This window comes from Rhodocytophaga aerolata (genome assembly GCF_030503435.1).
GTDB lineage: Bacteria > Bacteroidota > Bacteroidia > Cytophagales > 172606-1 > Rhodocytophaga > Rhodocytophaga aerolata.
This window is the reverse complement of sequence record NZ_JAUKPO010000042.1, coordinates 16,739-39,480: the sequence shown is the minus strand read 5'-3', so window position 1 is coordinate 39,480 and position 22,742 is coordinate 16,739. Positions and strand designations below refer to the sequence as shown.

The 22,742-nt window shown below is 37.9% G+C and carries 18 protein-coding genes and 1 pseudogene; 11 read left to right on the top strand and 8 right to left on the bottom strand.

Going from position 1 to position 22,742, the window contains the following annotated elements:
• The first annotated feature begins 199 nt into the window (after window positions 1-199).
• The 4 genes from Q0590_RS32800 to Q0590_RS32785 all read left to right on the top strand — a co-directional run bounded on the left by Q0590_RS32800 (window position 200) and on the right by Q0590_RS32785 (window position 6,234).
• Window positions 200-805 carry a recombinase family protein gene (locus Q0590_RS32800; protein ID WP_302041898.1) on the top strand — a complete coding sequence of 202 codons (606 nt, stop codon included), beginning with the start codon at window positions 200-202 and terminating at the stop codon, window positions 803-805.
• Between the two features lie 147 nt (window positions 806-952).
• On the top strand, window positions 953-1,201 hold the full coding sequence (locus Q0590_RS32795) for a type II toxin-antitoxin system ParD family antitoxin (RefSeq protein WP_302041897.1): 249 nt from the start codon (window positions 953-955) through the stop codon (window positions 1,199-1,201).
• Window positions 1,201-1,500 carry a type II toxin-antitoxin system RelE/ParE family toxin gene (locus tag Q0590_RS32790; RefSeq protein WP_302041896.1) on the top strand — a complete coding sequence of 100 codons (300 nt, stop codon included), beginning with the start codon at window positions 1,201-1,203 and terminating at the stop codon, window positions 1,498-1,500. Before Q0590_RS32795 ends, Q0590_RS32790 begins: the two co-directional genes overlap by 1 nt.
• A gap of 126 nt (window positions 1,501-1,626) precedes the next feature.
• Window positions 1,627-6,234, top strand: coding sequence for an NACHT domain-containing protein (locus Q0590_RS32785; protein WP_302041895.1), 4,608 nt, complete (start codon window positions 1,627-1,629; stop codon window positions 6,232-6,234).
• Between the two features lie 69 nt (window positions 6,235-6,303).
• On the opposite strand, the gene Q0590_RS32780 is transcribed toward Q0590_RS32785, so the two are convergent.
• A complete protein-coding gene (locus Q0590_RS32780; RefSeq protein ID WP_302041894.1) occupies window positions 6,304-7,023 on the bottom strand; it encodes a hypothetical protein in 720 nt (239 codons plus the stop codon).
• Between the two features lie 207 nt (window positions 7,024-7,230).
• On the opposite strand from Q0590_RS32780, the gene Q0590_RS32775 reads away from it, so the two are divergent.
• Together Q0590_RS32775 and Q0590_RS32770 are read left to right on the top strand one after the other, a co-directional pair.
• The gene (locus Q0590_RS32775; RefSeq protein ID WP_302041893.1) at window positions 7,231-8,187 is read left to right on the top strand and encodes a DUF5677 domain-containing protein; all 957 of its coding nucleotides are present in this window, start codon (window positions 7,231-7,233) and stop codon (window positions 8,185-8,187) included.
• Between the two features lie 219 nt (window positions 8,188-8,406).
• Window positions 8,407-9,672, top strand: coding sequence for a DUF5677 domain-containing protein (locus tag Q0590_RS32770; protein ID WP_302041892.1), 1,266 nt, complete (start codon window positions 8,407-8,409; stop codon window positions 9,670-9,672).
• A 299-nt stretch (window positions 9,673-9,971) separates the two neighbouring features.
• On the opposite strand, the gene Q0590_RS32765 is transcribed toward Q0590_RS32770, so the two are convergent.
• Window positions 9,972-10,700, bottom strand: a complete 729-nt coding sequence (locus tag Q0590_RS32765; RefSeq protein ID WP_302041891.1) for a LytR/AlgR family response regulator transcription factor — start codon at window positions 10,698-10,700, stop codon at window positions 9,972-9,974.
• On the bottom strand, window positions 10,697-11,779 hold the full coding sequence (locus Q0590_RS32760; protein WP_302041890.1) for a sensor histidine kinase: 1,083 nt from the start codon (window positions 11,777-11,779) through the stop codon (window positions 10,697-10,699). Before Q0590_RS32760 ends, Q0590_RS32765 begins: the two co-directional genes overlap by 4 nt.
• A 261-nt stretch (window positions 11,780-12,040) precedes the next feature.
• Here Q0590_RS32760 and Q0590_RS32755 point away from each other — a divergent pair, with 261 nt between their 5' ends.
• Both Q0590_RS32755 and Q0590_RS32750 read left to right on the top strand, forming a co-directional pair.
• On the top strand, window positions 12,041-12,451 hold the full coding sequence (locus Q0590_RS32755; protein WP_302041889.1) for a MotA/TolQ/ExbB proton channel family protein: 411 nt from the start codon (window positions 12,041-12,043) through the stop codon (window positions 12,449-12,451).
• Between the two features lie 142 nt (window positions 12,452-12,593).
• Window positions 12,594-14,303 carry a S41 family peptidase gene (locus Q0590_RS32750; RefSeq protein ID WP_302041888.1) on the top strand — a complete coding sequence of 570 codons (1,710 nt, stop codon included), beginning with the start codon at window positions 12,594-12,596 and terminating at the stop codon, window positions 14,301-14,303.
• Between the two features lie 328 nt (window positions 14,304-14,631).
• On the opposite strand, the gene Q0590_RS32745 is transcribed toward Q0590_RS32750, so the two are convergent.
• Window positions 14,632-15,384, bottom strand: coding sequence for a class I SAM-dependent methyltransferase (locus Q0590_RS32745; protein ID WP_302041887.1), 753 nt, complete (start codon window positions 15,382-15,384; stop codon window positions 14,632-14,634).
• A 137-nt stretch (window positions 15,385-15,521) separates the two neighbouring features.
• Window positions 15,522-15,938, bottom strand: coding sequence for a hypothetical protein (locus Q0590_RS32740; RefSeq protein ID WP_302041886.1), 417 nt, complete (start codon window positions 15,936-15,938; stop codon window positions 15,522-15,524).
• A 683-nt stretch (window positions 15,939-16,621) separates the two neighbouring features.
• On the opposite strand from Q0590_RS32740, the pseudogene Q0590_RS32730 reads away from it, so the two are divergent.
• Both Q0590_RS32730 and Q0590_RS32725 read left to right on the top strand, forming a co-directional pair.
• Window positions 16,622-17,455 (top strand): annotated as a pseudogene (locus Q0590_RS32730) (RHS repeat-associated core domain-containing protein); the annotation flags it as partial.
• Complete coding sequence (locus Q0590_RS32725) at window positions 17,452-18,000, top strand: hypothetical protein (RefSeq protein WP_302041885.1); 549 nt, start codon at window positions 17,452-17,454, stop codon at window positions 17,998-18,000. The pseudogene Q0590_RS32730 and the gene Q0590_RS32725, both read left to right, overlap by 4 nt.
• 494 nt (window positions 18,001-18,494) lie before the next feature.
• On the opposite strand, the gene Q0590_RS32720 is transcribed toward Q0590_RS32725, so the two are convergent.
• Window positions 18,495-18,734: a hypothetical protein gene (locus tag Q0590_RS32720; protein ID WP_302041884.1), complete on the bottom strand. Its 240-nt coding sequence runs from the start codon at window positions 18,732-18,734 to the stop codon at window positions 18,495-18,497.
• A gap of 1,240 nt (window positions 18,735-19,974) precedes the next feature.
• On the opposite strand from Q0590_RS32720, the gene Q0590_RS32715 reads away from it, so the two are divergent.
• Window positions 19,975-20,655, top strand: a complete 681-nt coding sequence (locus Q0590_RS32715; protein ID WP_302041883.1) for a porin family protein — start codon at window positions 19,975-19,977, stop codon at window positions 20,653-20,655.
• 177 nt (window positions 20,656-20,832) lie between these two features.
• On the opposite strand, the gene Q0590_RS32710 is transcribed toward Q0590_RS32715, so the two are convergent.
• Both Q0590_RS32710 and Q0590_RS32705 read right to left on the bottom strand, forming a co-directional pair.
• Window positions 20,833-21,135 carry a hypothetical protein gene (locus Q0590_RS32710; RefSeq protein ID WP_302041882.1) on the bottom strand — a complete coding sequence of 101 codons (303 nt, stop codon included), beginning with the start codon at window positions 21,133-21,135 and terminating at the stop codon, window positions 20,833-20,835.
• A gap of 338 nt (window positions 21,136-21,473) precedes the next feature.
• Entirely contained in the window at window positions 21,474-22,418 is a 945-nt protein-coding gene (locus Q0590_RS32705) for a hypothetical protein (RefSeq protein WP_302041881.1), read from the bottom strand.
• Window positions 22,419-22,742: the final 324 nt, after the last annotated feature.

The window sequence follows — 22,742 nt, the reverse complement described above, 5'->3', positions numbered from 1 at the left end:
AGATACTCAGCTACGAGAAATAATGAAAGAAGGAGTTGTGCCACAGCCACCTCCCTTTTCCGGTACAACCCCTCATATGCCAAATTTGACAATTTTTGCCTATTTCTCGCCAAATTTACTGTACCCAAAACTTGTACCTTATTTCAATATACCGTATATTGAAAACACATGAGTAAGTGGTACAAAATTATGATAATACATGAAGGTAGGTTATGCCCGGGTGTCCACCCAAGAACAAATTCTAGATCTGCAACTAGATGCCTTAGAAAAACATGGGTGCTCGAAGATCTATACTGATAAGGTATCGGGGATGAAAGCACATAAACCAGAATTTGAAAAACTGATGAGTTATGTAAGGGAAGGAGACACGATTGTCATTTGGAAGCTGGATCGGCTAGGCCGTTCAACCAAAGGTCTGCTGGAACTTGTAGAGATGCTTTCTAAGAAAGGGATAAATCTTATCTCGCTCAATGATCCCATTGATACTACTTCCCCAAGTGGAGTGCTGGTGTTTCAGATCTTTTGTGCCTTAGCAGAACATGAACGCAATGTGATTATACAGCGGACCAAGGCAGGCTTGCAAGCGGCTAGAGCCCGTGGTCGGAAAGGAGGAAGGCCACAAGGACTCGCTCCTAAATATCAAAAGATAGCTAATGCTGTAGGAGAACTGTATGAATTGAATAAGCAATCTACTACGCAGATCATGCAGTATTTTGGGATTGGTAGTCGTAGAACTTTGTATAAAATCTTGCGTTTTGCAGGAGTTGAAGTAAAGGAGTTTAGCAAAGCCACTAGAGAAAATTAGAAGTGATTTCAATTTATATGTTAACTCATCCATCCTCTCAATAATGTAAAGATTGCAATTCTTTATACATATATGTCAATAATTGCCTGTCAAATATTGACATATACCAGACCTTTTCCTATTTTTGTATTGTAAATTACAACTGTTATGAACATACATCTAACCAAACATTTTGAAGAATATATCAATGACAAGATTACTTCAGGCCGCTATAACAATGCAAGTGAAGTAGTCAGGGCCGGTTTGCGAGCTCTCGAACAGCAGGAAAAATTAGCCCAATTACAACTGGAAATAGAGAAAGGATATTTCGGTGAACTTAAACCCTTTGATGGGGCATCAATCAAAAAGAAAGCACGTGCCCTTAAGCAAAATAGAGCTGATCAGAACCTGCAGTAATGGCCAAGTACGAACTTAGTCAGGCAGCGGCAGAAGACCTGATAGCAATTTGGCTATATATGTCAGATAACTCTAGTGATAAGCAGGCTGATCAAATGATTGACAAAATTGAGCAGCAATGCCAGAGTCTAGCCCTGAACCCTGCGATGGGAAGGTTACGTCCCGAGCTAAAATCAGGCTTACGAAGCTTTCCGGTCAATCCCTACACCATTTTTTATGATAGCATTGCTCAAAACTATATTGTGGTACGGCGAGTGCTTCATCAGAGCAGGGATATTGATACTATATTAGGGCAATAAAAGACATGTACGATTTGCAAGGCCACTTTAGTGGGCAACAGCTTAACAAAGTGATGGAGCTGTTAAGAATCAAAGGTTGTAGAGCTTATATCTACAACAACCTATAAAATTTTCTGCCTATTCATCATGTCACGCAAAGGAGGTTCAGCAACGTTATCAGGGGTAGAATACCAAGCATTATACACTGCTTCACGTTTTGCAGAAGCTATTACTGAAGATGATATCATCTCTTTACGACCGGAGGCTCACCACACCGAACTACCTATACCTATTGATGGTCAGTCTGCACCTTTGATGCCGCAACAACCTGCCGTAGATGACTTAGTCATTGTCCACCTCAGTGAACCAACAGAATATATCAGCTTAAAATATCGAGACGGAAAAGGCAGTTGGGATGTTAAGCAATTGATTGCTCGTGAAGTATTAAGAGACTTTTTTAACCAGCACCAGCAGGATGCAACCGCCCGACTGATACTGGTTTCCCAGTCTCCCATGGATCGAGACTTGGAGGACTGTGTGGAAAGAGTTAATACTTCTAAACTTGACAGTTTAAAAGATGATTTGGGAGCAAAACCCTATCAGGTTTTTAAGGAAATAGAAATATATCTACAAAAAACATTTGAAAATGCTGCTTTATCCCGCACATATATACTTCGATTTATTCATCAAATTGAATTTTATTGTTTGCCAGCTATATCGATCACAGAAAACCTGATATTACGGTTGCAGCCACATGTTGTTAATGCCAGTGCAGTTAAGAAAAGTCTACATGCGCTCGCTTTAAGAGCTGGAGCTACTCAACAAATAATCACTCCTGACTCTATTCGACGCAAATTACAAGAAGAAGGCTATCCGCTCATTGTACCTCCTGCTATTAATGAAGTATTATCTCAATTGCAGCAAGCTAGTTCATCTCTTACTAGCGAGTATGCTACTATTGGTCTCCTAAGCCCCCATCATATCACCCGTCCGGAAATAGATGAATTGCTAGCTTGGATATTAAACCCATTGCCTGTGCCCCAAACTGGCGATTCAGCAGCCAGCCAAAAAAGCAAAATTTTAATTGGGGGAGCCGGAGTAGGTAAGACAGTGTTAACTCGTTCTCTCTGCCTTGCCTTACAGAATAAAGATATTCCGGTATTAGGCTTAAAAGCCGACCGAGTGAAAGGTAGCACCAAAGGAGAGTTGCTAAGGGAGATCAGGCTTGCTGGCTTGCATCATCCCTTGCTGCAGGCTTTGGCTACAGTGGCTTCTCCCGAAAGGCCATCGGTGGTTATCATTGACCAACTGGATGCTTTGTCTATGTGTTTGTCAGCGGAGCGTGGGCATCTAAACAGTTATACTGAACTCCTTTCTGAGCTTTACAATTTAACACATATCCGAATCATTCTGTCTTGCCGTACCTTCGACTTAGAACATGATCCAGATTTAGCCTCTTTCCGGCAAGCGCAACGGATTGAGGTTCCATTGCTTAGTCTTGCACAAGTAGAAGAAGCGCTACAAGCTACCCATATTGCGCCAAATCTAAAAGGTATTTCTCCTGTGCTAAAAGAACTACTACGTGTTCCCCTGCATCTGGCTTTATACTGTGCATTAGATGAGGAAGATCGTGGGGGAATGCCTATTTCAAGTTTACAGGGGTTGTATGAGCGTTTATTTAGCAATTATTTAGTTCGCCGTAACCGGCTGCCTGCTAATCTTGAACCAAAACGGGTCAAGGATTACTTAACTAACCTAGCTGTGGCCATGTACAATGGTCAAACTTTGACACTTCCTAGATTTAAATACCAGGATCAGGATGAAGAGGTTTTTGAGTATCTGTGTAGTCGTGGGGCTCTCGTGGTGACGGGCCCTTTGGATCAACAAATAGCATTCTTCCACCAATCCTTCTACGAATATTTGTTTGCTCGCCATTTTGCAGTATCTGACAAGTCCCTAGCTGATTTTGTACTAAGTTCTGGTCAGGGACTGTTTCAGCGGTCCCTCATTCAGCAAGTGCTCACTTATTTAAGGGGTGTCAATGCTTCGGAGTATATTTTGTCACTTGGGCAATTGCTTGGCTCAATCCACTGTCGATTCCATATTAGGCTGCTGCTAACTCAACAAATAGCATCGCAATCCAATCCACTAACTGAGGAGTTTTCTGTTGTGGAAGACTACATTTTAAGAAATGATGCGCTGCGGCTTGCTTTCTTGGAAGCTGTAAATGCCCGGCCATGGTTGGAATGGCTGACTTCGCCTCGAATTTTTAGACAATTGATACCAGAGGTGGGGGCATTAGATGATACACCTGATGGTCGAACTCTCTTTTGGAGACTTGTTAACTACGCACCTAGCCTAGCTATAGAACAGGTTGATGCACTGCCTGAAAATACACATAAGCGGGAATGGATAGCTTATATACTGTTTAGGCTTAAAGCTTTTAAGCATCCCTTATTCATTCCACTCTTTGAGAAGCTGTTTGAATCCTTTGTTACTCCAAACCAGCAGTTTATCTTTTGGCATATTTTGCAGGAGGCTGTAAAAGATTTGCCCCAATGGGTAGCTTCCAAAATGTATGAGCAGTTAAAAGAATGGACAAAGGTATGTAGCCGAAATAGCCAACATGAAAATCACCAACAAACAGAGATTTTTAAGGCACTTTATAGAGCGGCTCCTGATATCTGCTTTAATATATGTAGCAAGTTACTTCGCACTTGGATAAGGCAAGCCAATAATTATAGAGACCCATACTATAAAAATAAGAAGAGTAAATATCTACTTTTACCCGCACCTTATTCCTTAGAGCAAGATTTTCCAGAGAAGGAGGAGACACTACGGGATACAACAGATGCAGTACAATTTTATGCTCAGAAATATTTGGTTGACCCCACTAATTATCTCACTGCACCAGATCGCAGAACTGTAAAAAAATGGCTACATAGCCGCGTCAATCTATTAATTAATATTTCTTTAGTAACAATAGCCGCAAAACCTGCCCATTTTACAGATGCCGTTTTCAAATTGTTTTTGAAACCTGGTTGGCTGGCTGAAGCAACTGACCATAGTTTTAGTTATTATTGCCTTACGATTTTCCCGGTAATATGGGATGCTGCTTCTCTAGATCAAAAGCAGTCGTTAGCCAAGGCTTTAACCAGCAGAATCACATTAGTTGATGAGGAGGTATATAAATACGAAGGTCACAGTAAGTTTTATACCAGATTCGGTAGAGCAACCTTACATTACTTACTTGCTCTGAGTCCGGAAAGACTTTCTCATTTCCCTGAATTGCTGCAGTTATATAAGGAACTTTTACGTAAATGGGGCTATATACCAAATAGTGTTCCTCACTCAGGAGTAAAAGTTACTAGCGGTTACCCTTCTCCAGCTCAACATTGGAAAATAGATGTAATACCAGCTAAAAATTGGCTAAAGGCGCTGCGTAAGTATCGGGTAAAAGAACGCCAATTTATGAGTGAGGAAGGTACATATGAGGGTTTATTGCATCACCTTACAAGATTAATAAAGGATAATCCTTCCCAATGGCAGCCACTAGTGCAATACCTTATTAAACACCAGGATGAATCTGTAGCTACACTCGTATCTATTCTTTATGATGCAAATCCTCTATTAGCTAGCCCACTTCTTGAAGAAGCACACCAGCTGGGCTTGTTGACAGATGGCGACCTTCGGCGAATATGCCGAAATACCCGTGTGGACTTAAATGGCAATCTGCAGAAAGCCGATCCTGAAGATATTCGGGCAGAGCTCAAGATAATTGGGGCCAATCTTGATTCAGTATCTACTATCTCAGGTGAAAAAAAAGATATATTGATGGACGCACTAAGTTCGACAGGTGGTTATGCAGTGTATAATCTACTAAGGGAAAATTTGCCTAAAGAAGTAATTCCGGAAGTAGTAGATACCCTGCGATTAGTAGCTTTGAAAGGATCACTTTATGTTCGAGCCGGTGCTGTGCATCACCTAGCCATGCTTTTGAATACAGAAATCCCACCCCAAGAAACGGTAAATCTATTTGTAGACTTAATAGGAGAAGACTATGAGCTTATAGAACCTGGCCTCTGGTCGCTTCAATACCTAGTCTGGCGAGATTATAATACCTTTTCAAAACTATTTCGTTGTGCTATGGGAGAGAAAAAAGCCTATGAGCCAATGACTAAAATTCTTACGGTTTTGTGGGGACATGATAAAGCAGGTGCCATTGAATTATTAAAAGAGCTATGGGAGATTGAACCCGAGCTGAAAGCTACTTCACTTGAACAATTAATAAAGGGTTACGATGTTTGGCCAGATAAAGGCGTATTCTTCAATGCATTTGCTTTATTTCTCACACTACAGCCTACAGAAAAGCTCCGGAGAGCCTATAATTTTGTATTCCTTCACTTGCCATCTGACACTTTTGGCAGGATGGCTCCCCTACTAATTTCTTATCTGGAGGCATGTGCTTCAAAATTTGACCATGATCATTATATTTTAGAGTACCTTGCCCAAAATATCAGGAGCCATGCAAGAGAATGTATAACCATACTTGATGCTCTTTTCTCACAGATTCCCCCTAAACGCAATTACGTAGGAGCCCAAAGAGGACTTGAAATATTGATTGAAATCTACACTAGCTTATCCCATCATACCTCTGACTCACCTGAAAGCCAAGCAGCTCTTAACTTATTGGATAAACTTCTAGCTAGACCTGATTGCCGAGCAGAATTGAATGCGGTTTTAGCACAAGTTTAAACAGCCAGGTAGGTACTAAACATCGCTTTTTGTTATTAGCTGAAGCCTAAAGCTTTGCTGTTCCTTACTCTAAAAAAGCGGTTCATTATCCATATAGGAATTAATGGCTTTAAATTGATATTTTTTATGTTTTTGAATGTAAAAATTAACCCAATCCACATACCATTTGTGTGAATTTGGAGAAACAAAAACATTTTCAACAAGGGTATTAATTGATATAAACAGTTTATAACCTCCAGGAGAAAAATCCAGCTTTAAGATTTTATTCTCAGGGCTTTTATTCCAAATAATTGCTCTTAATTCTTCTTCATGCTTAAAACTTTTTCTTTTATGTAAATAAGGAGTCAATCCATTCGTGTGAGTAATTTCAGCCTCTTCATAGTCAATATATTCAACTTCACCTAACCAAACTGTTTCTTTACTCTGGCCAAGTGCTGCTTTTAATCTTTCTATAGTATATTGAATTACTATACCCTCTCTTCCTTTTATGTATAGGTTCCACATAGCTGCTGATTCCTGGTCGTTCATATGCCAGCAGCAGATCACCCTTTCTTTCTTGGTTTCACGTGTAACCGTATTCCTTCTACTATCTTCATGGAAGTGTGCTTCTCTTTTTTTTATAGTTTTAACTGGCAAAGAGCCTTCAAAAATGTCTGAAAACAAATCAGTTCTTCTAAAATAGAGAGTTTCAGACTCTAACATGTCAGCAAACCATTCAAAATCCATATACCTCCAAATCTTCTTGCTATCATCTTTTGTAATCTTGCACTGATCATGAAGACCTATCATAGGAGTGAGTTTAACCACTGTTTATTTTAAATCGATAAGTAAATAAAAATAGAACACTTTTTAAATTATCAATGTGAATAATTTTATCAAAGTCAGTCCATAAATAAAATAATCACCACCAAAAAAAATATAACTGCGCAAAAAGACTGCGCAGTTATATTAGAAATTTGAAGAAAGATATATCAAATTATTTAATAGACTAGAAAAATGAATAAATCAGAATTAAGACTCCTATATACCACTTTGATGGATGCATCGAGTATTGATGTTTGTATTAATCACCTAGATATGTTTATAGAATACTTATTGAAAGTAACAATTGTACACCATCAAGAACCGGTATTTTCTTATGCAACTAGAGATGCTAAAATGGTTAATCAAATGATGCTTAGTAAAGCTATGCATTTGAGAAAACTTCTTGAAGGTGTGGGTTATGAATCTATAATGCTTAATACAGGAATTAATTCCATTGTTGATCCAACAATAATAGCATCATTAGTTAGAAATATATATGAAACAGTATGTATGTTCCATTTAATTTATATTAAAACCCAGACCAAGGATGAACGAGAGATTTTGTATTACTTATGGGTTATTGCAGGCTTAAAATTTCGCCAAAGATTTGCTAAAATAACCACTCAAAAAGAGAATCAACAGAAGCATGAAGAAGAAAAACTAAATATTGAAAGTTTAGTTGAAAAAATTAAAAAATCATCTTTGTTTTTACAGATTGATGAAAAAAGCCAAAAAATAATCCTTAGTAAAATACAAGATAAAGACTATAAAATTTGCTTTGAAGATAATAAAGTTAAGCCGCTTTCTTGGCAGCAAATAAGTGATATATTAACAAATAAACACCCTTTATTCGAAGAAATGTATACTTATTTTTCATTATATGCACATCCTTCTAATGTTTCTGTGTTCCAGTTTGCTGAAATGTTTGGTAAAGATGACGAAGCTTATAAATTTAAAACAACCAATAATATGAGATACTGTTTTGCCCTACTTAGTATATTCATTGCAGACTATATAAAAGTATTTCCCGGTACACAGAAAACCTTTGATAGTTTGCCTATTGAACTCCAAATTATGTTAAATGCATATAACAAAATGATAAGGGGGGAGAATTTTTCGATTAATGATGCTTGGAAAGTCTTAAACTAAAGATTTATAAAAAGTCTATAATTACGTTTGAGCAGGCACTTACAGCAAAATTTAGGAATACTATCAATGAAATTATGACTAATGGGAGTATAACAGTAGCAACTATTATGGCCTAAATTTAATCAATGTGAAGTACTCATCTTTCATAAAAATTGGCTTATTTAAGCTATTTATTCACTACTAAATCGGATAACCTCTAATTTCTAGAATGATATAATAATGAATATACTACAAAATCTGTTCGATTCTGTCTTGCAAGAACATCTGGATGCAAGAGCACTCATTAGGGAGATATTACTTAAGAAATTCGGCGATTTGGGCATTAAGATAAAAGAGAGCCAAATCAATCAAATAATTTCCCATGTTGAAAGCTCAGATGAAGATGGCATCAGTATTGATCTGGAGGATGAACAACTCTTAGGATCAAAGATTGCCTCCGTCACGGAGTTGACCAATAACATTACTCTTGAGTTTAATAATGAATATATTAAGGAAGCTTTAGAGGGAATCATATTATCTTTATCTGAAGAATTACCTTCAATAATTGATAAAACAGCAGATGTTGTTCTAAATAAAATATACATTCATTCAGTAGTGGAAGAGCACATTCAGAATCGAAAGGGATTTGAACAAAGGTTATGGAACTATTGGAAAGAGCCTTTTGAATTATTTGAGCAATTTATTCTAATTGTTCTTGATGCGGGCGTAAGCTTCAATGAGCAATATCATCAAAATGCTACTAATGAAAATGATCTGGTTTTTGAAGTACTAACCAGACTTCATGCCCGCGCCTGTCAAGTTGCATCAGAAGTTTTGGTTTTATTAGAATCAGGTTTCGCAGACGGAGCCCATGCCAGATGGCGGACTTTACATGAAATTACAGTTAGCGCAATGTTTGTTGCCAAGCATGGTGATAAGGTTGCCGAAAAATATCTGGAACATGAGATAGTGGAATTATATAAAGCCGCTAATCAATACCAAGAGCATTGTGTGGCACTTGGCCAGGAGCCATTAACTGAGGAAGAACTTAATAAAATTCAGTTTGCCTATAATAATGTATTAAGCCGTTATGGTAATGAATTTAAAGAGGGGTATGGATGGGCCGCAAATACTCTCAGCATGAAGAAACCCAATTTCACAGACATTGAAATGAATGTAGGATTAGAAAAGTGGCGGCCATATTATAAGATGGCCAGCTATAACGTACATGGAAATGCTAAAGGAATAGCTTTTCAATTGGGAGCCTTACCGACCGAAAGGCGTATTTTATTAGCAGGAGCAACGAATTACGGTTTTACAGACCCTGCCCATGGAACAGTGATCTCCTTGCTTCAAATAACAACAACTTTTTTAATGACTAAGCCAAATTTTGATTCTCTGACCATTTGCAGTTTATTAACAAAACTGCAGAAGAAAATAGGCGAAGAATTCCTGAAAACACAAAGAAAACTTAAGCAACAACATGTAATGCTAGGTAAAATTTAATTTATACTCTATAATGGCTATGTGATAATCCACAAACTTGCAAAAACAAAACTAAAAGCTTTTAAATTTTTGGAGCAATCATTAAATGCACATTTAAGTAAACTGTAAATCTGTAAGTATGTCTAATTTTTAGATTCCCTATTTTGTACCACTTACTCAATGATTCTAAAAATAGAGTATATTGATTATGGATATAGATTTTCGGTACAAATTTTTGATATAGAAATGCAGGAAAGCTAATGGACAGAGTTATATCCGAAAAGGGACGAATTTGTGCAACTATTTGAGACAAGTTACTCCTACTTATTACTTGGATAATTGAGGAGAAGCAAGATTGATTTTTTATAACTTCTGCCAATGGGCAGCTCATGGCTGGCCACCTCAATCGTATTTGCTGTAATTACTTTGATATGGCTTTTTGCTATCAGGTATGCCCGGTGTATTCTGATAAATTGCTCCTTAGGCAAGCTTTCTTCAAAATGGCTAATGGCTTGTTTGGTCACTACCACTTCACTGCCGGTATGGATCTTCACATAATCTTTTATACTTTCAATGAAGAAAATATCCTTATAGTAAAGCTTACGCATTTTTCTTTCACTTTTTATGTATACATAGTCCTGTTGGTCCTGAGAAAGGGGGTTAAGAAAAGGAGAATTTGCTAATATTTGGGTAGGAATACTTTTATAATATTTATCCACAGCTTTCAAGAGCCTTTCCAACGAGATGGGTTTTAACAGGTAGTCTACTATATCCAGTTCATACCCTTCTAAGGCATACTCTCTATGCGCGGTGGTCAGTATTACTTTTGGTGTTTGTCTGAGAGATTTGAGAAACTCAATACCTGAGAGCCCAGGCATATGTATATCTAAAAAAAGTAGATCTACTTTTTTTTCGTATAAGACTCCAAAAGCTTCCATGGCATGTCCACAGCTAGCCACTACTTCCAAGGTAGGAATCTTGGCTAGATGGCTTTGCAGCACGCGTAAGGCGATGGGTTCATCATCTACCAGCAAACAGCTTGTTTTCATGGGTGTTCTTCTAACTGAATGGCTAATTGGACAAGATACGTCTTTTCTTTTTCTATCACCTGCAAATGGTGTTTATCCTCATAGAGTAATGCTAAGCGTTTTTTTACATTCTGTAAGCCAATGCCTTCTCTCGCTTCATACTGCCTATGCTCCTGACCAGACCCTTTTGTGTTTTCTACCCGTAAGTTCAGTAGATTTCCCTCTATGGACAGCTCAATGTGCAATTTCCCACCGCCTATTTCTTTGCTTAGCCCGTGTTTAAAGCTGTTTTCAATGAAGGGAAGGATCAGCATAGGAGCAATGAACTTGTCTTGGGTGCAGCCATTCACAGCAAAATACAGCTGCAAGCGGTGCGTATAGCGAAGCTTTTCTAAGGCAACAAAGTTCTCTATATGGCTGATCTCCTGCGCTAAAGCGACTTTTGGCACATTACACTTATAAAGCATATAATCGAGTAGATCGGCTATTTTGAGCACTACTTCCGGAGCTTGATCGGATTTTTCTAAGGTCAAACCATAGAGATTATTCAAGGTATTGAATAAAAAATGGGGATGAAATTGAGCTTTCAATAAAGCAAGTTCTGCTTCTTTGAGCTTCAATTGGGCCTCTAAGTGATTAGTAAGTAGTTGCTGGTGGGCTCCTCTGACCTGATAGGCGTGTTGCAGTAACTTGATGGCCGTAGCTAAAAATACTACTAGATACATACTCACAATCAAGAAAAAGATATCAAAAGTTGCCGGATTCAGGTTAGCTACTTTATTTTGGGCTATAGTGATAAAAGCCACCAAGAAGATGATAGACTCCAGCCAGACAGAGAATAGGAAGGTGTAGGCAAAGAACAAGAAAAAATAGCCATATTTGCCCGTTAACAAGTACCTAGGCAGTAGGATGTAGATCGCCAGATACGTAGTCAGTATAGTAACAGGCAGCAGCAAACAGACATAAAAGAATGTCTTGTAGTACTCTCCCCGGACATGCCCATAAAAGAGGGTATAAAACAGCAGCACTAAGCTCCAAAAGAGCAGATGCCTCACAACTAAATATTTTTTTAAAAAAAGAGCTTCAAAGGCAATGTTCATAAAGAAAATAACTTCAGGCTACCAATAAGCTTTCCCTAAATTGTGTGTTTTTCTGCTGTTTCCCTAATAAGAAACAAGATTATAGACCGACAACCTATTTTAAAGGGAATATAACAGCTTTTGGTCTCTAGCTAGCAGATAAGGCTTCCTGCAGGTTGTATTACCTCCCTAGCAGGTCATGTATCGAGAAAGGCTTTTTCGTATTGATTTCTCTTGTATTCTTGCCTAAAATGATTTATATACTTTCAACTAACCGCATGTATGCTACAAGAATTGATTATCTCCGGAGGAGTAGAGTTTATGCTGCCTATTACCCTAGTAGCCCTTCTACTACTTGTACTTATTCTAGTAAAAACACTGCAGCTAGTTTTACCTAAGAGCACATCTATAGATTCCTTGAAGAAGGGCTTACCGGCCATTTTGTTTATGGGAAGCCTGTGTTTTGCCTATGGGGCACTAGGACAAACGATGGGCATCTATCAGATGCTACAAGTGATCTCAGGATCCGGGAAAGAGATCTCTCCTCACATCATTGCAGCAGGTTTACAGATTTCTATGATCCCTACCCTCTATGGGCTAGGTATATTTATTATTGCCTCTTCATGCTGGTTTTTACTCCAAAGCAGGTACAAACAGCTCTTAAAAAAAGACACTCTCTCCAAGGGTAGGTAATCAAGCTTTCCTACGCATTCCTTGCCTCAGGGATTAGTAAAAGTGTTTAGCTTTTATGAAAGCGCTCAAGCTTTATCCTGATTTATAAAGTAGACTACCCCTTGTATCTATTCCTAATCTAAGCTATCTAACTCCAACTACTATGTACAAACAAGCTGTGCTTACACTTCTTTCCATTTTGATGTATTACCAAGTTAGCGGACAAAACCAAACACAAGAAATTCACAGGATTGCCACCTTTATCAAAGTGTGGGGATTTTTGAAATACTATCATCCAACCCTAGCAGCAGGAAAACTTGATTGGGATTCCTTGTTTGTAAGCAATGTGCCTTTGATCAGACATGAGCAGAAGGAATCATATAATAGGCTCTTAGAAGAGCTCTTGCAAAAATTAGGCAGGGTTGAAAAATGTGTCTCTTGTCAGCCCCTTGGCGATATGCCAGATGAATGGAAGCGGAACCTGAACTTTAGCTGGTTATATCAGGATACGCTTTTGTCACCTGCTATAAAAAGTAAACTGCAATACCTAAGGGAAAACAGGCATCAGGGCGAAAGTTATTATGTCGGCTATGCAGAAGAGCGAAAAACTGGTCCTGGTCCTGTAGCGTTTCGCAATGAAAAGGAGTATGCGGATTCACTTTTACTAGCACAGGATACCTATCGCTTGTTGAGTTTAGCCAGGCACTGGAATGCAGTAGAATACTTTTTTGCTTACAAATACCTGTTGTCTCGAAACTGGAATCAAATTCTTGAACAGTACATCCCACAATTAATGAGGAAGATGGATTTAGAACACTACCATCTAACACTAACCAAATTAACCAGAGAAGTGGAAGATGGACATGCTGTCATGGGCAATAGCCGTTATTTATTAGAGAATAAATGGAGTAAGCTCGTGCCATTCTCGGTAACTTACCTCGATAGTCAAACGATTGTATCAAAGATCCGGTATCCGGAGTTGAATCAAGTTAATGATATACAAGTAGGCGACATAATTCTCCAAGTAGATAAGGTAGACCAACAGGAAATAAGAAAACGGGTATATCCCTTTTTCAAGGGTTCCAACGAGGTAGTCACCCAAGGAGCCATTAACAATATATTGTTTGCAGGAACCTCAGACAAAGTACAAGTGCAACTGAAAAGAGGAGGAAAAGTAAAAACGGTAGAAGTAACCAGGTATCCCTTTAAGGCTTTCTGGAATTATAAATTTCCATCCAAAAAGGTACTAACACTTACAGAATCTTGTGCTATGATTGACTTAGGCCATTTAAAACGCGAGCAGGTGGACTCTGTGATGCAGGTAGCGACAAAACAAAAAGCAATCATCTTTGATTTGCGGAATTATCCCCAAGTAATGCTAGGAGACTTGATGCATTATCTCACCGACGAGTACAAAGCAGGATACAGGGAGTATGACCCTACATTAGACTTTGTAGGGGTGTTTCAACCTTACCAGATTGCTCAAGGAAAGGTAGACAGTGGGAAAGTCTATAAGGGCTTAAAAGTTGTCCTGGTCAATGAGTATACCCAAAGCATGGCCGAATGGTATGCCATGTATTTTGAGTCTCTTCCCAATACGGTTCTTATGGGATCACAAACAGCCGGAACAGATGGCAGTATCACCTCCATCCCGCTACCGGGAAAGATAAATGCCATATTTACCAATGTAATCATCGAATATCCGGATGGTACCCAAAGTCAAAAAAATGGTATAAAAGTAGATTACACCGTACTACCTACTGCAGCTGATATAAAGATAGGCAGAGATAGCATCTTACAGTTTGCAATTAATTATTGCAGGCAAGAAGTGAAAAAGCAAGAAAAGGAGAAATCGAAACCTATAAGCAAATGAGTTTTGCACCTATAATATTCAAATAATACTACGGATATATACCTATTAAAGTACAGCAAAATAAGACTATTACTAAAAAATCTATTCCTGAAATCCCTTTACTCGGTTTTAAGGCTGGGAATCTTGTCCTGTGTAGAGGATAGCTTTAAAAAAATGCTCGGTAAGTAGGCTATCTAATGGGGTAACTTATTAGCTGAAAATTGTATTTTTCAAAGTTCAATAAGTAGCCTTATGTTAAATAAAGGCTAATGGCCCAATAGCATTCGACGTCATGCCCTCAAGCTGGAGCTATGCGCATGGGCGGGCTGGTGGCCGATTGTGAAGGGTGTTAGACGCTTTTGTTTATATCTTTAACTGCTTTTATAATTAAAAACAGAGGGATTCTTTTTCTTCGCTCATACTCCTCTCTCATCTTAAAAAATTTGAACTGGGGGTATCCTTCTTGCAAAGATTCAATTCGAAAGCCTGCTTCCGTAAACAGCCGCCAGTATTCTTCTATACTCCGGTGATATTTCACCACTTTTCCGCCCATCCATTCCTGCGTCCGAGGACCCAACTCAAAATACTGATCCACCAGCCAAGGGCCCTTTTTGCCTACTGGTCGGTATATTTCCATCGAAGATGTTAATAGGGGATGTTCAACTGAACAAATCAGTTTTCCTTCCTTAGCTAAACAATCCCGAAGCTTGTCTAACAAGGCCGCTAAATCGGCTATATAGTGGAATACCAGACGCGCTAGAACTTGATCATAAGCTGTTGGAGCATACTGCCACTGAGTAATATCAGCTTGAATAAATTCAGTTCTTGGATCAGAGAGTTGACTCTTGGCAAGCGCTATCATCTTCCTAGAAGCATCAATACCAGTATATCTGCTTACCCCTCTTCTTACTAATTCCTTTGCCAGATCACCATAGCCACATCCCACATCCAGCACTGCGCCCTTTAGTTTATCATTCAATAAATCCAGAATCAGTGGCTTTTCGATAACTTCTACCGGATTCTCTTCCCAGGCCCGATGCTGCATATAGCTTTCAAACACCCCTTTGCTATCATAAAAATCATTTCCTGCTTGTGCTTCCATTTATCTGATGGTTACTCAAGATAGTTCTTATTGCATCTAACGACTCAACAACTCCCGCACCCCGTGCCCTTGTGGTGTGGCTTTGCGCTTAGAATGGGCAGGTTGTCAGCTCGAGTTGGATGTTAGGCGTATAGCTTTTATCTTAACTCTCCTTTCACTTTAAATTCAAAATAATAATTACCCTTATCAGTGATAAGATTAATGCCTTGTATCCTATTTTTAGAATTGGCTGAAAGTATAAACTTTTCTGCTTTCACAAATTTCCAATATACAAATCTATCTGCTTTCATTGATAGTTGATTCCAATTGTCAATCTTAGCTTCTTGAAAATGTCGATAGTTCAACTCATAGACAGCAGGCTTATGAATAGTATCATTCTTGGCTACTTCTAAGAAAGCAATTAATGACTGTTGCGTCGTTTCAATAAAATATCCTTCTACTCTGTGGCCTTCTCTTGAATAATAACACAATCCGCTTTTATGTACTTCCCTTTCTTTCAAACTAAGACTGACCAACAGTAGACTTACCCATAAAAGAAGCTTGTTTTTTATCATTTGTTTCTTTTCAGCTTACACCTAATGGAACAAATGCCCACGCAAATTGTGCCTACTGCGCTCTAGCTATGTGGTGAGGCAAGGCAAGTTGTCGTTCGGGCATGGTGTTGGTTGCTTTACTTTATCTTTCTAGGCTACTGTCCATTTTTGATTCTTGGTTTGAAGACTCTTTCTTTACTAGTTTGACAGATAAACGACCCATAAGATAGCATGCATACAAAATAGGCACAGCATAGGTCTTTATTAGATCCATCTTGTCAAATTCATTTAAAACAACTAAAAGAATAGCTGTTCCAACTATAAAAATTATATCTACTAAGACGTATTTGTTGAGCATATATTAGATATCTACTGATTACATTTCTTTACAATCTTTCATATTGCAACCAATAGTTGGCTAAACGCAACTCCTATTAATAGTTGCGTTTAGCAGCCCCTATAGACGAATATACGCAACTATTAATAAAAGTAACCTACTCAAAAATCATTGCCTGCTCGTATAAATGCCATTTTACAAATCCTAAACGCTCGATAAGAGTTGTAAAATTCAATTGAAAAATTATAAATAGGCATTTAAGATTTGTATTTTCTTCCTTAAGATACTTGACCTGATCTTAAGAGGCCAACCCTTATCACAAAGGTTAGTACGTAAAGTACTGCTATAAAAGCACTACTGTCCATGGGGCCTGAATCTAGCCGGTATTGAAAAGCAAGGTGCACCAGATGATAAGTTCCAGTATAATGGCAAAGAGAAGCAGGAGGAGTTTGCTCTGCATTGGAATGATTATGGAGCGAGGATGTATGATGCGCAACTAGGCAGATGGCATGCCGTGGATCCATTAGCAGAAAAGTATTTTCAGTATTCACCCTATGTTTATGTAGGTAATTCACCAATCATAGCTATTGATCCTGATGGTAAAGATATCTTTATTATCACACAACGTAATGAAGATGGCACTGTTGAGAGAGTAAAGTACAGCAATGGCAAGCTTTATAATGCTGATGGAAAACTTTATACAGGCAATCATGCATTTGCAAGAAAAGTCCAGGCAAATTTAAATAACTTAAAGAAAATTAATGATGAATTTGTACAAGAGGTTATCTCAACATTAGAAACAAGTAAGCATGGGCATTATATGGAAGAGGACGAATTTAATCAAAATTCGAATTATGTTACTTCCAGGCGCCCTTACCTTTCTAAACAAGGAATACCAATGGGATCACGATCTATTCTTACTCTAAAGGATGAAGAGAATTTAGAAGATGGAACTAAAGCAATATCGTTAACGACATTAGCTCATGAACTAAGACATATGTATGATCATGATCAGGGCAAAATGAAAGGATATTTAGATGAGGATAAACTGACACCTGAAAAAAGACCAAAAGAAATTAGAGGAGTTAATTTTGAAAATAGGGTCAGATATCGTATTGGACTTAAGTTGAGAACAACTTATGGGGATAAAAAAATAGATAAATCAAAACTTAAAGATCCTACAAAACCAAATTCAGAATGAGAAATTTAATTTATACCTATCTATTTTTTTGTCTAATAACATCTTGTAATGTTGAACAAAAACAAAATCTTGATAATGAAAATTATTTAAAGTTAATCAGTAATAAAACTTATATACCCTTTATTGTAGTTGTCAAAGCCAATGTAAAGGATAAATTAGTTAATATATGTATTACTAATACCTCATTATACAATGAGGTATTCCTAAAATACTACAAAACAAAGTTTCATAATTATTTCAGTTTTCTGACACAATATACCATAAATGACTATTACCTTGAAGAACGGACCTTGAATCAAACAGCATTTTCAATAATCGAAGAAGAAACTGAAATATTTAAAGAGTATAAATCAAATGGTTTTGATATGATCAAACAAAAGTATTTAGTTTATAAGACCAATAAACTAACTCTAATGTCCGGTTTAAGTTATAGTGAGAAATTAGCTTTGATTAAGATAATGTTTGGTCACCAATATTATATTATACAAGATGATTACTCAGGATTAGATTACATTTTCTTTAAGAAATTTGATAATAAGCATTAGAAAATATTTGTGACACTTTTCCGAGCTGTAATACGCACCTAGATATCGGAGGATTGAAAATTAAGTTGTGCCAATTGTTTTGATTAAAAAACATTAAGCTAGTTAGATAATATATAATGATGAAGCCCAGCATATGCTGGGCTTCATCATTATAAGAACAAAATCACTACTGTCCGTTTGGCCTTAATTTGGCATTTTTTTGAAGTTACATAAATGGAATTATGTAAAGGAAGGGGCCAGAGGGGAATGAATAATTTTTGTCTTCCTACTTTAAAATTTTCTTTTCCCCTTTCGCCCATTTTTTCATTAGTAGGTTGGACAATAATAGGGTGGTTAATAAAACTCCCCCTATTGTGAAACTTTATATATGGGCAAGAAGGGAAGTGGGTGTTATCAGAGCTTACTTATCTTTCTCTTTGTGATCTAATCGTATTTTTAAAATCATCAAAGCCTAATTTTATGTCAAGCTATTACCATACAAGGCCGCTACCTGCTTACTGTAGCGAAGCCCTTTCCCTACTCCCTAGCTGAGTAGATTGTTCGGCTACTAAAGGAGCTGCCTGGTGGGCAAACCGAATGTTTGCATGGTACTCCTCTTCACTGCCTATCAAATCCATATTTGCAAATTTTCTTACAGGATGCCAGTGCTCATCACAAAAGTAGATCGATATACTAGTAGGTGTGGTTTCAAACACAAGTCGGGTACCATTCTCTAAAAGAAAAGCAGAACGCATAAAAATTACCTGTTTTCAAGTGAAAACAAAATATAGCTTTTTGCAAGATCATTTCAAATAGCAGCTGGATAAATTCTGTAAGCCTTATAGGAGAGTTATGAATAGATTCCGGCTAAAGAGCAGCAATAAAGAAGCCTATCCATCAGACAGGCTCTTTTATGTATTCAAAGGGTAGTTAACTTTCGATCCTTTATGCTATCACTAGCCTGAAAGCAACTTCACAGTCCATAGCCAAGCGATGGGATTAAAACAAAACTTGTGCAATCGCAAATGAAAACAATACCAGACTATATACGATGGGTATTCGATAAGTGAATAAAAAACCTTTCCAAGGGAAAGGCTTTTTAAGAGGATTTATAATTAAAATGGAATAAACAGTTTGAAACCGATAGTACGATAGGAAAAAAATGCTAATTGAAAAGCCTTCTTAAGTCGTGCCGGAAGTATGGTGCCGATGCCAAAGGCTTCGAATGGCAAAGCACATCCGTTCGTCGGTGGGTGAGCGGCACGTCAGCGATTCAGGTAAGCTCTTTGTAATTCAACTTAATATTTAAAGTTAAGCCCAATATATAAATTCCAGTCTACCTATCAAATAAAAAAAGCCCTTCCAATGGAAAGACCCTTTTACCAAAGCTTACATATCGGCAAAAGTATACGTTTAATCTTTTATAGTCAATCCTACAAACAAAAAGCCCATCTATCGGAGGGGCTCTTTGATATGTGTATGAAAATTAAAGTTACTTATTCCAATATATAAAATATACTCAAATAAAAAACCTCTCTCAATCGCTGACGTGTGGCTGATCCGCCGACGAACGGATGTGCTTTGCCATCCGAAGCCTTCGGCATCGGCAAGGTACCTCCGGCACGATAGGTCCCTACAAATCAGGAAGGGCAAGGTCCGCTGAAGGCTATAGCATAGGAGATCTTTTCCTCTTTTACCTTGCTCTTTTTTTATTTTTTATAGAGTTAGCAAAGAACTTTCCACATCTACTTCTGCCTGAGAAAAAATATAATGTTACTAAATAAGAATAAATATGTGTAAACCTATTGTTGAATTATTACGTAAGCCCTTATTAAGAATAGTTTAGAAGGACACTTGTAGTTAACTATGTATCCTTTAATATCCTTCTAGTGCCGGTTAATGGCTTTGTGCGCAACAATACGCTTTATTCTAGCAAAGCCATTCAAGAAAATTCAATAGATTCTCCTCGTTACCACATCTAATCAACCACCTATTATGCAAAAGAAAAACAACCTTTGGCAAAAACTTGCCTTCCTGAACCTTCTTGCTCTGCTACTCTTTGTAGCTGCTCCCCTACAAGCGCAGGAGGACAATCCTGGTCCTAAATTCGGTATCAAAGGGGGAGCCAACCTTTCTCAACTCTATATCAATCAGCCCAACGTAGAAGATGAAAACATGAAAATAGGCTACCATTTTGGCTTATTTGGCAAAATACCTGTAACTGATTTTCTAGCCATTCAGCCAGAACTTCTCTACACCAACACAGGTGCAAAGGTGACTTATGGAGGTTCAGATTTAGCTGATTTACTAGGGATTGAAGAGGGAGAAGTGCGGTTTAATCTTAATTATATCCAAGTGCCGATTGCTTTAGTAGCCAACCTGGGGCCTGTCCAGCTTCATGGCGGACCCTATATTTCCTACCTGGCAGGTGCCAATGTGAAGGATCTTAAATCAGCTGATCTGAATTCGAATGAAATTACTGACTTAAATGCAGATAATTTCAACCGAATGGATTACGGTTTAGTTGGAGGCATAGGGGTAGATATTAATAAATTTATGATAGGGGCCCGCTACAATTATGGCTTACGCAAAGTTGGCGACAGCGGTATAGCCGGTACGTTAACCAATGATTCTAGAAATTCTGTTGCCCAACTATACATCGGGTTTGGTTTTTAGCCGCTCACTAATAGACAGACATATATACCATAGAAGTTAGTTTTACAGGTTTCCTTTGCTTACCTAGCGAAAGAAACCTGTCTTTCTTACCCATGAATGGCTGATAAATTACCCTACCTGGCAGCAGTAAGTATGCCCTTTTTTCAAACAATCAGTTTAACCAAAGGGCACATAAAATTACTGGGTGGGATCTTCGTTTCTGTTTTTCTTTGCTAGGTCTATCTGTTTTTTATCAAGATCTTTGATCGGCAGGTCTTCTTCTAATTCAGAGATAATTTCTAATGGCACATTTTCCTCATGGACAAGTTGGATGAACTTCCATAGACTGCCAGCCTTGGGTTTATACAAACAAGCATCGGGTAATTCTTTGACTTGAGTGGATAGTTCTGCTAGCTGAGCACTAAGAGCATCTTGGCCTGTTAAGGAAGATTTAGTTATCTTGATATAGATACTCATGATGAGATAGAGTTCATGAGACATAGGGTTAGAAGTCAACTCTTTACAGTCAGGTAGATAGGGATCTTTGATAGCTATGTATACGGGAGAGTATCGCTTATAGCGAAAAATAATAGGGTTATTTTTCAATGATGGAAAATAACCCTATTATTTTTCTATCTTACCAATAAAACATAAACTGACTGAGATGAGAAAAAGGCATAAGGAGATAAGAATGACTATTAAGGAATTAGAAACCATACAATTCTTTCCCCTCTGCCCCTCTTCTTTTAGTGACTATTATAGGCCATTTTGTCAAGTAATAGCCGGAGAAGACCTGGTACCTGTTAATGCCTTATCTACCATATCATGTGCGCTTGCCATTAGTTATTTTCATAGAGATATTTTCCAGCTGCATCACCCATCAATTGATGATTATGCCCGACACCAGGAATAGTTTTAATTTGCCAATTGAATTCAAAATCAAAAGCAGCAGCCATTTCTTTAGCATGTTTAAAGAAGAAATTCCCTCTGGCCAATCTGTGAAAGCCTTGTTGATCAGCACTTTTCGAACGCAGTAAAGTTCCTCCTGTCTCATTCTCATTATCGAGTTCACCCAAAAAGACGACCAGCTTTCTTCTAAAAGCATTTTTTAATGCTTCCCGGTCTATGGATGAATCTTTTAGGCCAAATGGAAATCTATAATCAAAACTTGGTAAGGTATAAAAACTTGCATTTGAAGCTAAAATTATATTGGTCTTTGAGCTTTTTTGAAAAAGAGCAAGTCTATGTAAAATATGCCCGCCCGCAGAATGTCCAAAAATGTCGTATTTGATCTGCTTTGAGTTAAGCGCCTTTACAGCTAAATCAAATATTCTATCAAAATCATTGAAAATCCATTCATCCGAATTTGGGTTGAATTTGAAATTCACCTTTTCTTCATCGAGTTTAGCTATGTTCGTACCTTCCACATAGTCTATACTATTTTTTAAGTTTGAGCCCTTTATCAAACCGCATAAATGGTAGTCCTCAAATCCGTATTCACTTTCCTGGTAGAGAGGGGATAAAATAAGAAGACTATATTTTTCCGATTCCTCTATCCAAGCATCCCTGTAACTGTCTGCGTTTCTTCCGGCTCCAGGAATTACCATCAAAATTTTAGAATGAGCCCCATAATTTTTAGGCCTATGGTAAAATACTTGTATTGGTCTATCCTTATTGGATTTTCCTCCCTCAATTAAAAATTCACCAGAGCCTTCTTGGATATGGATTAAGTTCAATACTAATTCTTTTTCCTCTTTTAAATCACTTTTCTTTATGAGTTTCATCCTACAATGGGGGCAAATCCCAGCTTCGGAAAAAGTGAGTTGGTCACAAGACAAATCGCAAGGTGTACAGAGGTATTCTCCTTTTTTGTTATGACAAGTGCTAATGGTTAATAGTAAAACAAGAAAGGCTAATTTAATTCGCATTAGGTCGTTATTTCAAAATTGCATAATGGCCCGACTGCTGCTGCAAACCCTAGCCTCTAGTTGAAGTTTGTACATAGGCGGTGAGGTTGTCTGGCAAAAGGGTGTGTGCCCAGTATGGGCATCTGGTATCGAATATACCATACTATTGCAGAGGATGCAAGTCCCTTACAAGGAGAGCTC

Coding starts and splice junctions, on each gene's coding strand:
- Q0590_RS32715 (WP_302041883.1), top strand. CDS start 19,975: ATGCAAAAGAAAAACAACCTTTGGCAAAAACTTGCCTTCCTGAACCTT.
- Q0590_RS32720 (WP_302041884.1), bottom strand. CDS start 18,734: ATGCGTTCTGCTTTTCTTTTAGAGAATGGTACCCGACTTGTGTTTGAA.
- Q0590_RS32780 (WP_302041894.1), bottom strand. CDS start 7,023: ATGATAGGTCTTCATGATCAGTGCAAGATTACAAAAGATGATAGCAAG.
- Q0590_RS32795 (WP_302041897.1), top strand. CDS start 953: ATGAACATACATCTAACCAAACATTTTGAAGAATATATCAATGACAAG.
- Q0590_RS32785 (WP_302041895.1), top strand. CDS start 1,627: ATGTCACGCAAAGGAGGTTCAGCAACGTTATCAGGGGTAGAATACCAA.
- Q0590_RS32765 (WP_302041891.1), bottom strand. CDS start 10,700: ATGAAAACAAGCTGTTTGCTGGTAGATGATGAACCCATCGCCTTACGC.
- Q0590_RS32775 (WP_302041893.1), top strand. CDS start 7,231: ATGAATAAATCAGAATTAAGACTCCTATATACCACTTTGATGGATGCA.
- Q0590_RS32790 (WP_302041896.1), top strand. CDS start 1,201: ATGGCCAAGTACGAACTTAGTCAGGCAGCGGCAGAAGACCTGATAGCA.
- Q0590_RS32760 (WP_302041890.1), bottom strand. CDS start 11,779: ATGAACATTGCCTTTGAAGCTCTTTTTTTAAAAAAATATTTAGTTGTG.
- Q0590_RS32705 (WP_302041881.1), bottom strand. CDS start 22,418: ATGAAACTCATAAAGAAAAGTGATTTAAAAGAGGAAAAAGAATTAGTA.
- Q0590_RS32800 (WP_302041898.1), top strand. CDS start 200: ATGAAGGTAGGTTATGCCCGGGTGTCCACCCAAGAACAAATTCTAGAT.
- Q0590_RS32755 (WP_302041889.1), top strand. CDS start 12,041: ATGCTACAAGAATTGATTATCTCCGGAGGAGTAGAGTTTATGCTGCCT.
- Q0590_RS32725 (WP_302041885.1), top strand. CDS start 17,452: ATGAGAAATTTAATTTATACCTATCTATTTTTTTGTCTAATAACATCT.
- Q0590_RS32750 (WP_302041888.1), top strand. CDS start 12,594: ATGTACAAACAAGCTGTGCTTACACTTCTTTCCATTTTGATGTATTAC.
- Q0590_RS32710 (WP_302041882.1), bottom strand. CDS start 21,135: ATGTCTCATGAACTCTATCTCATCATGAGTATCTATATCAAGATAACT.
- Q0590_RS32770 (WP_302041892.1), top strand. CDS start 8,407: ATGAATATACTACAAAATCTGTTCGATTCTGTCTTGCAAGAACATCTG.
- Q0590_RS32745 (WP_302041887.1), bottom strand. CDS start 15,384: ATGGAAGCACAAGCAGGAAATGATTTTTATGATAGCAAAGGGGTGTTT.
- Q0590_RS32740 (WP_302041886.1), bottom strand. CDS start 15,938: ATGATAAAAAACAAGCTTCTTTTATGGGTAAGTCTACTGTTGGTCAGT.